The organism is Streptococcus sp. bf_0095 (assembly GCF_004166885.1).
In the GTDB taxonomy this organism is placed as follows: Bacteria; Bacillota; Bacilli; order Lactobacillales; family Streptococcaceae; genus Streptococcus.
In genome coordinates this window covers 223,087-234,888 of the sequence record NZ_RCYU01000001.1, presented here as the reverse complement: position 1 = coordinate 234,888, position 11,802 = coordinate 223,087, and the positions used below count along the sequence as shown (strand labels likewise).

The following is an 11,802-nucleotide window of genomic DNA, read 5'->3' as shown; positions in this document are numbered from 1 at the left end:
ATAACTTATTTTAGTCTTTCAATTATACAACAGCATATAAAACAGAGATTGTTTGTAGTATAGTTAAACCTATAATAATGAGACTACTTTCTACTACAAAATGATCCGTGAACTTTTGTTCATCTGAAATTCTTTGCTTAAACAAACTGCAAATAACTGGTAGAGACAGAGCGACAACTCCTAAATAGTATCTACCTTGAACTCCTAAAACTTCAAAATTTCCAACTGGTGTCCAGGTTAGATACAAAGTTAAAGAGATTAACCCAACAATTGCAAAAGAAACCAAACTTGCTCCTACTACTGATACTTTCGGAAGTTTGATCTTCCCAAAATTTGAAAAAGTAATCAAGGTATAAAGAGCATAGATTGGAATAAGAACCTCTGACATCGATAAATCTAACCAACCAAAGGTATAAAGCTGATTTAAATGACTGACTGATAATAACATCTCCTTCAAAATCACTGGTAAATACCAATGAGGTTTTGAAATGATGCTAATAACTTGAGCTTTTACATCTGCACCTTCCAGTTTAAAGTTCTCAATTCGAACTTGCTGGGTAAGAACGTACCAAAAAATCGTAAATAGAAAGACTGCGGCAATCAAAGCGAGAGAAATGAGATAGTAGTTTTTACACTTCGTTTTCTTTCTCGGTATAAATAGCAATAATCCCACAAGCAGGACATAAGGAAGTTTCATTGTAACAAGGATGATACAAAGCAAAGCATACAGCAATAAATCCTTGATGCTAACAACTTTTTCATCATCTGTTACATAGTTCAAGAACAATCCAATAATGATGTAGGTTAAACCTAAGGCTACGCTATCTTGATTATAAGAAGCAGCTAGAACCAGATTCATTGGAAACATCGCAACCATTGTCATCAACTGCTTCGCTTTTCCACTTAATTTAATGGCAATGAGAGCTAAAATACAGTAAGCGATGACATTAAAAATTCGACCTAAGTAATAGGAGACTCCTACGCTCAAGTTCAAAAATTTTCCAATCCCGAATCCAAGAGCCTGAGGGATATAACCAATAAACCAATACGAGTTGGTTGCCCTGTAGTCCGTTTCTTTCCCAAATTTCACTTGTTTGGTCGTCTGCCCTTCTTCAAATAAAGAAGATTTAGTAAACGGCTTTTTGAAGTTCTTATATACATCAAAGTAATCTTCCGTAATATGGATATTTTTATTTCCCATATTTACGTCACCTTCAACAATATGAATGGTTCTTGATAGGTGAACTTGTTCATCGGGCGTATTCAAAACAGGTGTAATGAAAGCAAAGGAAAGACCACCAATGAGCATAGCAATGAAGGTCCCTATATTTTTCTTCGGTAAAAGAAAAATGAGAAAAGCAAATACTACAAATAGCAGCACACCAATTTTAGGAAAATCTACTAAACGCTTTGTATAAATGACTGTCATACAAAAGGCCAGAACTGCGAAAGCTACTAAATACTTTTTATTTCGCTCATAACTATCAACAAAATATCCCATCAGTTTCTCCTACTTATTCGAATTTTGACTCTTCACATATTGTCTCATCAACAACTTAGCAATCCATTTGGGCCAGAAGAGTTCGTACATATATAGATCTTCTTTACTTCGAGTGTTGTCTGCAATAGTTTTTGATGTTTCTGACTCTCCATGGATACGGTGGCACATAAGCTTATCAGATACATAAGCAAAACGACCTTTATACTCACTGATCTTATACCATGCGTACCAATCCAAACTCACTCTCATTCCTTCATCAAAAAAGAAATTCTTCAGATTTTCAAGATGATAGGTTACAGCTGGACAACAAATCGGATTTCCAAAAGCCATCACACGGTTGCGCCAGAAATGACTTGCTGGGAAAAGATTCATGGTTTTTAACATCAAGGTTTTGATCTTCAGATTCGTATTAGCAGGAATTTTATGGCCGTCTTTTTCTTCAAAATAATCAGAATAGGCAATTAACACATCTGGATGTTTCTCCATCTTAGCCAATACCTTTTCAGCATATTCCGGCTCATAATAATCATCCTGATGGGCAATGGTTGCATATTTTGTCTCTACAAAAGACAGGGCATTGTTCCAATCCTTGCCAATTCCCCCACCTTGCTTCGTATAAAATGGAATATCATAACGCTGGCAAAGTTCTTTGATCGAATCCAATGGTGTTGAACTATAACAAATAATTTGCGATTGGAGAGTTTGTTTTTTCAAGGATTGAATACAATCATCTAGATATTCACTCTCTCCATAAGCACAAATCACCCAGGTGTGTTGTTGATTAACGAGCATAGCTCATCCTTTCTACTTTTCTTGCAACAAAATAAACAAGTAAACTTCCACTAAAATAAACAGACATCACGATTAAAAAGCTTAAAGAAGCTCCCAAAAGCCCTAATCTATGTACTAAATAGTCATTTGTCAGTTTGGAAGTTATGAACATGAACAAATATATAGGCAATAAATAAGTTTGTTTGCGAATAACTGTCATGACATCGCCAAAAACGATCCCAAGAGAATACAAGATACCAGAGAAAACAAGGATAGCTAGAGTACTACTATGTTGATATAAAGGTAAGCCAAAAACAAGACTTAAAATTGGAGTCCCAATCAAATAGGCTAGTACACTCAAAATCAAGCCAACTCCCAAGACAATCACAAACAATTTCTTAATAATAGCATCGAATTTTTTCAAGTCTTTATTCTTCCATAAGATCGCTAACTGAGTTGTTAAGGGTCTAAGGATTAAAATAAAGAGACTCATAAAAAAGACAGGCATAAACAAAATATTATAATCCCGTTGTGTACCTGCAATAAAATGTCCCAGTCTGATTTCAGAGTCAATGGCGATTCTAGGCTCATTGAAAATATAAGCTAGTAAAAATCCACTAATAAAAAGAGGAATACAATTTTTTAAAATAGCAATTGCATCAAACAAGTTACTTTTGAGATTTTTCACTGAGAAATCAATGGACTCAAATTCTTTTGATTTTACGTAATCATAAGAGAATACAAAAATGAAATTTAAAAGAACTAAATAAAGCAAGGACTGGGTCAATGATTTTGTGACAAGTAAAAATACCAATAAAAGGATCGTGCTAAAAGAATAACGAATCGTCATTGATTTGCCAGCAATATCCAATCGTTCATGACGCTGAAACATCCCTTGAAAAAGATCAGAAATTGCCTCACACATTCGAAAGAGAACATATAAAGCGATAATGGTAATTTTTGAACTCTCATGAAAATCAATCCCCGAAATAAATAAATAAGGAAAGAAGACAGCCACCATAAGTAGGAGAGAAAGACCTCTGGCAATACTATAGCTTGTAAAGGAATGTCTATAATGGACATCTGTCCCCTGGTAGCTTCGAACCTGAAACATCCCTACCACCACAAGAATCGCAGCAATTCCATAAGCAAGACTAAAGGAATCTGCTTCCATTGGAGAGGTCATTCGTGTAACGATTAATGTAAATAGTACAGATGATCCAGCGAATGCTAAATTTCCTAACAGATTCCAAAAATATACCTTTTCAGTTGAAATAGGCTGATTATTCTTCATGCTCTTTAACCTGTAATGCAATTTTCTGAGACAACTGTCGAATTTGAACGGATTGTTTAGAGGTAATCCGAGTCAAAGAGAAGTTTAAATAGACAAGTAAACAGAAACCTAAGAAGAAGACTAGATTGCTTGGAACTTGAATTCCTAACATCTTCGAAAGTTGTCCAATCAAATTAGGAAACCAAATGACTGGTAGCGAGACAATACAAAGAATAAGCCAAGAGATGACATTTCTCATTTCAACGAGCTTCTTTGTAACCAGGCGTAGAATATAAAGCATAAAAACAATTACAATAATGGTCAACCAAATATTTAGCATTTTATTTCTTATATCCTCCACCGATTCTAGCCAATAACATAGCCATTGTTACTTTAATCATATAGTAAACAGATTTGCTTAATGTGATAGATGATTCCCCGTGCTCTCGTTCGTTCATTAGTACAGGCACTTCTGCAACTGAATATCCTGAGGTTAACAGGGACACAATCGTCTCTGGTTCTGGATAATCACTTGGATATTGCTTGGCGAATTCCACAATCACTTTTCGGTCAGCAACTCGTAAACCAGAAGTTGGATCTGTTACCTTTTGCCCCGTCAAAACCTTGATTAATTTTTCAAAAAATGAAATGCCAATCCGCCGCGCGAATGAGGATTGGAAACCTTGATTTTCAATGAAACGAGAACCAATCACCATGTTGACTTTTTGTTCTTGAAGAACTTCTAACATTTTTTTAATAAATTCAGGATTGTGTTGGCCGTCTCCGTCTACTTGGACAGCGTATTGGTAGCTGTGTCTAACTGCATATTGATATCCTGTTTGTACGGCACCACCAATTCCTAAATTGATGGGTAAATCAATGACATTAAATTGATTCCTTTTACAAATTTCCAGAGTATTGTCTGTGGAACAATCATTGATAATGACATAGTCAAATTCTGGCGTATGTTCCTCAATCATCTTGATTGTTTTTTCTATATTACCACTTTCATTATAAGCAGGAATAATAATTAGCAATTCTGAAGTTCTCAATACTTCTACATTCCCTTCTAAGCATATTACTTCATTATACTATATTTAAGGCTTTTTTTCTAGTTCAGGACAATGCTTAGAAGCACGCAAACTACTAAAAAATCAGCTCCCCTAAAAAATAGGAAAGCTGGTGATTCAATCTATATGACTAATTTTCTCTTTCTTTTAGTTGTACGATTCCCATTCCGACTAAAAGAACGATTCCCAACACACTTGAAATGACTTCAAAGTTGGTGGTCATTCCAGTTTGCGGCAAATAAAGTCCTTCCTTACGAGTACTGCTTACTTGAGGGAGATTTTCATCCACCGTCTCTGATGTTTCTTGTTGGTAGTTAACAGCTAGTGGTACCAGCGTATTCTTCTTGCTAGAATCAACTGCTAATGAACCTGACTCGTATGGTGTATAATCCTTGTTTGGTGTTTGCTCTTTCTGATCCACAGTATGCAAGAGGGTATCCAGTGGATACTCTGGTAGGGGTTCTTCAACCAGTGGAAGTACCTGATAAGTTTCATCCTTCTCATTTGGAACATACCAAGCATAGCGAAGACTACTTTTTTGAACAGTTGGTATTTCTGCTACGATGGACCGTGTTTTCAAGCGATAGGAATACGGATCATCCGTCCAGACATAGTTACTATCAAAGGTAGTAAAGACTAAACCCAGTTTATGTCCCTTCTTAACCGTGTAAAGGTTTGGTTGTAGATAGACGGAGTAGTTCCGAAACTCTCCGAGCTTGGGATCGATGCTACTACTTGAGCTAGCGGAGGCATAGCTTGCATCTGGATTGGCTAGGTTGATCCAACCAGAAGAGATGACCTTATACTTGGTTTTAATGGTTCCAAATTGCTTGTTAGGAATGTTTTTCAAATTACTTCCCATCCAGTAGCCTGTTTCAGAAAGGGTATTTAGAGGCATTTCTTGGTACTTGTAGCCTGCTTCATCATAAGTGATCTTATTGGATGCAACATCAAATTCCTCATCAGAGAGATCGACCAGTTGCACATTAACTTGATAGTCTTTGTGCTTTTGATCAGTCAGCTTGGCTAAGGCAGCTTGGAAATGGACAGGAACATGCCCTTTAATGGTCACATCTTCTGTCACTTCTGCTGTAAACAAAGCATTGGCAGTAGAGGATTGCTTGGTGGTATGAGAATCACGATTGGTCCAATCCATCCCTGCACCATAGTAATCATTATCAATGGTTTCTTCCTCACGTCTAGAAAGTGTCTTCAAGGTCAATTGATTGCTAGACTTCCAGCTAGAATAATGTTCCCATTTAGATGGATCATAGTTATTAGACACGGTTACTTCTGGTAAAGACTCTACCTGATTTTCTGCATCATATAGGTAGTGACTAAACCATAGATTGAGAAGGTCACTGACACTTTGTTGCCCCTCTTTAATTCCGAAGTGTTTATTGACAGGATAGATATGATCTCCTTGATAGAGATAGAGCTTCACGGGCTGGCCAGCCTTTTTCAGAGTCTCATACATCAGGTCAAAATGTTTGGTTCTGACATTATCATCATTCAACCCATGCATGACTAGGGCACTAGCCTTGAATTTTTCTGGATGAAGGGTATAATCACGATTCTTCCAGATGTCGCTATAATTATAGCCATGTTTATGCTGGTCACGATTCAATTGAGTGATGTAGCGGGCATAGTCCTCTTTAATCTTAGACCAGTCAGCCGGATCTAGAATCCGATTGGATACATAGACAGACAAATGCGATAAATCTCTGTAGGGACCGACGTTAAAGGTCGTTCCTTGGCTGTTGTAATAATCATACCAACTCGCGATTCCAGCCGCAGGGACGATAGTCTTCAATCCCTCGACTCCTGTCGCAGCCACTCCAAAGGTAGAGGTACCTGCCCATGACAATCCCGTCATACCGACTTTTCCATTCGACCAGTCTGCTTTAATGGCAATATTCGATGTCTTATCTGTATAAGCAACCCGTTTTCCATTTAGCCATTCAATGACACTCTTATAACCAGCTACTTCCAAGTCACTTCCTGTTGTATTGATTCCCTCCGACTGATAGCTTCCCAAACCTGATGTGGTAACGACCGCATAGCCTCTCACCAAGAAATAGTTGTACCAGTTAATATTTTCATAATCGTAGCGTGTGAAGGTTGCATCACTTTCGTTTGGATTTTTATAGTACCAATCTTTGGAATCTGCCTTTTTAGCATGTTCTAAAGTTGTGGTAGAACCAGTTTGACGACGAGGATCTATATAACGATAGAGTTTCTTGTTGTCAAACTCGCCCTCCTCTTTTAGACCAATTTCTCCAAGGGTTTCCTTATTGGTCGTTCCCGCCACATAAGGACTTGCTTCATAGATGGTCGAAGCCTTATAATCTCCATTGGCAGCTGCTTTCGGAAGTTGGACAAATGTTTTAATGAGATCCCTTTTCCCATCACCATCTGTATCATAATCTGACTCAACATAGACAACAAAGCGGACAATATCACTCTTTTCATTGGAATAACCAGTTTCTACATCACCTGGAGTAAAAGGAAAAATAGGCTGGGTCTTTCCATTAAGGATGAGAGGTTCTTTTTTCTCTGCACGATAGGCCTCTTTTAATTTCTTAGCGATTGAAATCATATGGTTTAGATTCTGGACCGGCTCATCCTTGCCTACTCCATCTGGAATCATCCCCAAGCTCTTTGCAAACTCAAGTCGATCTTCAAGCGTTGCACCTGTTTGGTCCGGTTTGGACTCCGCCCATTTCAGCAACTCGTCTGCTGTTTCCCCTATGGTCAAATTTTGATTTGCCACATTTGGATATTCAATCAAACTAGAGAGTTTTCCAGACGTTTCTGAAACCGATAAAGGTTTCGGTAATCCTCCTAAAGTAACGTCAGTTTCAGTTAGCTTGCTAGCGTCCCCCTCCACTGGGCGCTCTATCTCAGCATCTGCCTCCACTACTGACTCAAGGCTTGCAGTTTCAGACTGGGCATTTGTTTGTGAATTCTCAGTAGAAATAGCTTCTGGAGAACGAACTAGCTCAGAAACTGCTTCGGTCGGCTTTTCAGCCTGCTCCTCAGCTTGAACCTGATTGGCTATTACTATAGGCGATAGTAATAAAGCAGAAAGAATAAAAGTAAGCTTCTTTTTCCTCATAATGAAACTCCTTAAAAATTGTAGAGATTTGAAAGAAGGAAGGCCTTCAAATAAAATGATAGCGTTTACGACTTCATTGTAGTCTCTCTACACTTTATAGTCAAATCAAATAAAAAGGCATCATAAAAATATAATCTTTCTGAAAGTTGAGATAATTGAAAGAACCTATGAGAAAGGTATTTTCGTTTTCAATTCTTCTTTTCACACAAAAAAGCAAGTTTCGAACCGACTATTAACCGGTAGAAACTTGCTTTAACTTTTATAGATATCCTCTCCTACTTCCGATACATCTTCACTTGTAGGTAGAGGTCGTTATAGATGCCCAACCACTTCTTACCAAGTTGTTCATAGACTTCTAAGTTCTTTAGTGTGTCATCACTTGGGTAGAAGGCCTGGTCCTCTTGGACCTCTTTTGGTAGCATCTTCTTAGCTACTTTGTTCGGTGTGGAATAACCGACATAGAGAGCGTTCTTATATGCATTTTCTGGGCGAAGCATGAAGTTGATAAAGGCATAAGCTGCTTCTTTATTCTTCACGGTTTTTGGAATGACAATGTTGTCAAACCAAAGGTTGCTAGCTTCTGATGGGACGACATAGCGGAGGTCCTCATTGGCCTCTAGCATTTGACTGGCTTCACCGGAGAAGGTCACCCCAATAGCCGCATTGTTTTGGATCATGTAGCCTTTCATTTCGTCGGCTACAAGAGCCTTGATATTGGGCATCAAGGTATAGAGCTTATCAACAGACTCTTGTAATTGCTGAGGATCCTTGGAGTTGAGGCTGTAGCCTAAGCTATTGAGTCCAATCCCCATGACCTCACGCGCCCCATCGTACATCATGATGTCATTCTTGTACTCTGGTCTCCATAGATCAGCCCAGTGTTCTGGAACTTTGTCGACCATCTTGGTGTTGTATATGATACCAAGGGTCCCCCAGAAGTAAGGAACTGAGTACTGATTGTCCGGATCAAAATCCAGGTTCAAGAAGCGTGGGTCGATATTGTCTAAGCCTTTCAGTTTAGACTTATCTAATTTTTCAAGCAAGTTTTCGTCCATCATCTTGGCGATCATGTATTCACTTGGAATCGCTATATCGTAAGCCGTCCCCCCTTGCTTGATCTTGGTGTACATGGCTTCATTGGAATCAAAGGTATTGTATTGGACTTGAATGCCTGTCTCCTTGGTAAATTCCTTGAGCAATTCTGGATCGATATAGTCTCCCCAGTTGTAGATGACTAGCTTGTCACTGTCTTTTGGATTGGTTTTGGCTTCAAGACGGGCACTTAGTCCCGCTAACACGAGGATAACCACGACAATCCCTAGCAAGAATGAATAGAGTTTTTTCATACTGTCTCCTCCTTCTCTCTAGTGATGAAGTAATAGCCGACCACCAGTAAGATACTGAAGAGGAAGACCAAGGCAGAAAGGGCATTGATATTCAACGAAATCCCTTGACGAGCCCGTGAGTAGATCTCAACAGACAAGGTCGTAAACCCATTTCCTGTAACAAAGAAGGTCACCGCAAAGTCATCCAAGGAATAGGTAAAGGCCATAAAGTAACCAGCAATGATGGCAGGTGTCAAATAAGGAAGCATGATTTCCTTCAACATCTGTACCTGAGTAGCTCCTAGGTCATAGGCCGCATTGACCATATCACGGTTCATTTCCTTCAAGCGCGGCAAGACCATCAAGACCACGATTGGAATAGAAAAGGCCACGTGACTCATCAAGACAGAAGCAAAGCCCAGCTGGAACTTGATGGTCGTAAAGAGGATCAGGAAGCTAGCCCCAATCATAACGTCAGGTGCCACCATAAGGATATTATTGACGGACAAAAATGGTCCTTCAAACTTCTTCTTAGACTGGTAAATGTAGATTGCCCCAAAGGTCCCAATAATGGTCGCAATCAAGGCTGACAAGAAGGCCAAGAGGAAGGTCTGTGAGAGGATCAACATGAGACGCGTATCCTCAAAGAGACTTTGGAAATGCTCCAAGGTAAAGCCTGTAAAAGCATTCATATCCCCGCCAGCATTAAAGGCATAGGCAATTAAGTAAAAGATTGGTAGATAAAGGAGCAAGAAAATCAATCCTAAATAGATACGTGAAATCTTTTTCATCGTTCACTCCTTTCTCTCGTTACCCACATGACTAAGAGCATAGCAAGGATCAAGACCACCCCAATGGTGGATCCCATTCCCCAGTTTTGCGTCGTAAGGAAGTGCTGCTCGATGGCAGTCCCAAGGGTAATGACCCGGTTTCCTCCGATCAAACGCGTCAACATGAAGAGACTCAAACTTGGAATAAAGACTGATTGGACACCGGAGCGAACCCCGTTCATAGACAGTGGGAAGACAACTCGACGGAAGGTATCCCACTTGTTAGCTCCTAGGTCATAGCTAGCATTGATGAGGTTTGGATCCAAATCATCCAATACATTGAAGATAGGAAGAATCATAAAAGGCAACTCAATGTAACTAGCAACAAAGATGAAAGAAAAGTCCGTAAAAAGGATCTGTTGCGGACCGATTCCGATGAAGCTCAAGAATTGGTTAATAGATCCCCCTTGACCAAAAATCCCGATAAAGGCATAAGCCTTGAGCAAGAGGTTGACCCAGGTTGGAAGGACAATCAGCATGAGCCAGAGTTGGCGGTGCTTAAGCTGGGTCAAAAAATAAGCTGTCGGGTAAGAAATCAAAAGCGTCACAAAAGTAACGATCCCAGCATAGAGAATGGAGTTGAAGCTCATCTTGAGGTAGGTCCAATTCTGCGCTGTAAAAAAGGTTTGGTAGTTCTCTAAGGAACCTTGTCCTTGGACATTGACAAAGGATTGCCAAATAATCAAAACTACGGGAGCCAAGACAAAGAGGAGGATCCAGAGAAAGTAGGGAACCACAAAGAGGTTAGAGGTTGTTTTCTTCATCTCTTTCCTCCTCGATGGCATTGATCAATCCGGCTTCTTGCTCTTCCACTTCTACGTATTCTTCGATCCGAGCATCAAACTCTTCTTCCGTTTCATTGAGACGCATGACGTGGATATCTTCTGGCTCAAAGTCCAGACCGATTTCCTCACCCACGATAGCCTTACGGGTTGAGTGGATCATCCACTCATTGCCCAATTCATCATAGGCAATGATCTCATAGTGTACCCCACGGAACAGTTGGGTATCCACTTTTACCTGGAGCTTACCTTCTTCGGGCAGGGTGATTCGCAAGTCTTCGGGACGAATGACGACTTCGACCGGTTCGTTTGGTCTCATCCCTCCATCGACTGACTCAAAGCGTTTACCGTTGAATTCTACTAAGTAGTCTTCGATCATGATCCCTGGAAGGATATTGGACTCACCGATAAAGGTCGCAACAAAATGGTTAATGGGCTCATCGTAGATATCAACTGGCGTTCCTGATTGGACGATTTCTCCTTCGTTCATGACAAAAATCCAGTCACTCATCGCTAGCGCTTCTTCCTGGTCGTGGGTTACAAAAACAAAGGTAATACCCAAGCGTTGTTGCAATTCACGGAGCTCATACTGCATGTCAGTCCGTAACTTCAAGTCAAGGGCAGACAAGGGCTCATCCAAGAGGACAACTCGCGGTTCATTGATAATCGCCCGTGCAATGGCTACCCGCTGGCGTTGACCACCAGAAAGTTTCTGGATGGACCGTTTCTCAAAGCCTCCCAATTGCACCATCTTGAGGACTTCTGTTACTCGTCTCTCGATTTCAGACTTGTCAACTTTCTTCAAACGGAGAGGGAAAGCAACATTCTCAAACACATTCATATGTGGGAAAAGGGCATAGGATTGGAAGACGGTATGGACGTCCCGTTTATTGGTCGGTACATCATTGATCCGAACACCATCCAAGAGGACATCTCCTGTCGAAGCGTCTAATAAACCAGCAATGATGTTCAGAATCGTTGATTTACCAGATCCTGAAGCACCGAGGAGGGTATAGAATTTCCCTTCTTCCAACTCAAAGTTGATGTCTTTGAGAACCACTGTATCACTGTCTTCAAATACTTTTGAGACATTTCTAAACTCAATAATTGGTTTTTTCAATTCACATAAATT

The 11,802-nt window shown here is 39.9% G+C and carries 10 protein-coding genes; all 10 read right to left on the bottom strand.

Annotation, left to right across the window (positions count from 1 at the left end; genetic code table 11):
* Positions 1-22: 22 nt before the first annotated feature.
* The 10 genes from EAI95_RS01190 to EAI95_RS01145 all read right to left on the bottom strand — a co-directional run bounded on the left by EAI95_RS01190 (position 23) and on the right by EAI95_RS01145 (position 11,790).
* Entirely contained in the window at positions 23-1,501 is a 1,479-nt protein-coding gene (locus tag EAI95_RS01190; RefSeq protein ID WP_129821959.1) for a DUF2142 domain-containing protein, read from the bottom strand.
* 9 nt (positions 1,502-1,510) lie between these two features.
* Positions 1,511-2,293: a glycosyltransferase family 2 protein gene (locus tag EAI95_RS01185; protein WP_129821958.1), complete on the bottom strand. Its 783-nt coding sequence runs from the start codon at positions 2,291-2,293 to the stop codon at positions 1,511-1,513.
* Entirely contained in the window at positions 2,283-3,566 is a 1,284-nt protein-coding gene (locus EAI95_RS01180; protein WP_129821957.1) for an oligosaccharide flippase family protein, read from the bottom strand. Before EAI95_RS01180 ends, EAI95_RS01185 begins: the two co-directional genes overlap by 11 nt.
* Positions 3,556-3,885 carry a DUF2304 domain-containing protein gene (locus tag EAI95_RS01175; protein WP_129821956.1) on the bottom strand — a complete coding sequence of 110 codons (330 nt, stop codon included), beginning with the start codon at positions 3,883-3,885 and terminating at the stop codon, positions 3,556-3,558. Before EAI95_RS01175 ends, EAI95_RS01180 begins: the two co-directional genes overlap by 11 nt.
* A gap of 1 nt (position 3,886) precedes the next feature.
* The gene (locus tag EAI95_RS01170; protein ID WP_129821955.1) at positions 3,887-4,597 is read right to left on the bottom strand and encodes a glycosyltransferase family 2 protein; all 711 of its coding nucleotides are present in this window, start codon (positions 4,595-4,597) and stop codon (positions 3,887-3,889) included.
* Between the two features lie 148 nt (positions 4,598-4,745).
* Positions 4,746-7,733 carry a CocE/NonD family hydrolase gene (locus EAI95_RS01165; RefSeq protein ID WP_129821954.1) on the bottom strand — a complete coding sequence of 996 codons (2,988 nt, stop codon included), beginning with the start codon at positions 7,731-7,733 and terminating at the stop codon, positions 4,746-4,748.
* A gap of 275 nt (positions 7,734-8,008) precedes the next feature.
* The gene (locus EAI95_RS01160) at positions 8,009-9,079 is read right to left on the bottom strand and encodes an ABC transporter substrate-binding protein (protein ID WP_129821953.1); all 1,071 of its coding nucleotides are present in this window, start codon (positions 9,077-9,079) and stop codon (positions 8,009-8,011) included.
* A complete protein-coding gene (locus tag EAI95_RS01155; RefSeq protein WP_048716861.1) occupies positions 9,076-9,849 on the bottom strand; it encodes an ABC transporter permease in 774 nt (257 codons plus the stop codon). The genes EAI95_RS01160 and EAI95_RS01155 overlap by 4 nt, the downstream gene beginning before the upstream one ends.
* The gene (locus EAI95_RS01150; protein WP_048687974.1) at positions 9,846-10,652 is read right to left on the bottom strand and encodes an ABC transporter permease; all 807 of its coding nucleotides are present in this window, start codon (positions 10,650-10,652) and stop codon (positions 9,846-9,848) included. The genes EAI95_RS01155 and EAI95_RS01150 overlap by 4 nt, the downstream gene beginning before the upstream one ends.
* Positions 10,633-11,790 carry an ABC transporter ATP-binding protein gene (locus tag EAI95_RS01145; protein ID WP_129821952.1) on the bottom strand — a complete coding sequence of 386 codons (1,158 nt, stop codon included), beginning with the start codon at positions 11,788-11,790 and terminating at the stop codon, positions 10,633-10,635. Before EAI95_RS01145 ends, EAI95_RS01150 begins: the two co-directional genes overlap by 20 nt.
* Positions 11,791-11,802 lie beyond the last annotated feature (12 nt).

Bases quoted from the DNA above. Each gene is read 5' to 3' on its own strand.
- EAI95_RS01190 (WP_129821959.1), bottom strand. From the start codon at position 1,501: ATGGGATATTTTGTTGATAGTTATGAGCGAAATAAAAAGTATTTAGTA.
- EAI95_RS01185 (WP_129821958.1), bottom strand. From the start codon at position 2,293: ATGCTCGTTAATCAACAACACACCTGGGTGATTTGTGCTTATGGAGAG.
- EAI95_RS01180 (WP_129821957.1), bottom strand. From the start codon at position 3,566: ATGAAGAATAATCAGCCTATTTCAACTGAAAAGGTATATTTTTGGAAT.
- EAI95_RS01175 (WP_129821956.1), bottom strand. From the start codon at position 3,885: ATGCTAAATATTTGGTTGACCATTATTGTAATTGTTTTTATGCTTTAT.
- EAI95_RS01165 (WP_129821954.1), bottom strand. From the start codon at position 7,733: ATGAGGAAAAAGAAGCTTACTTTTATTCTTTCTGCTTTATTACTATCG.
- EAI95_RS01160 (WP_129821953.1), bottom strand. From the start codon at position 9,079: ATGAAAAAACTCTATTCATTCTTGCTAGGGATTGTCGTGGTTATCCTC.
- EAI95_RS01155 (WP_048716861.1), bottom strand. From the start codon at position 9,849: ATGAAAAAGATTTCACGTATCTATTTAGGATTGATTTTCTTGCTCCTT.
- EAI95_RS01150 (WP_048687974.1), bottom strand. From the start codon at position 10,652: ATGAAGAAAACAACCTCTAACCTCTTTGTGGTTCCCTACTTTCTCTGG.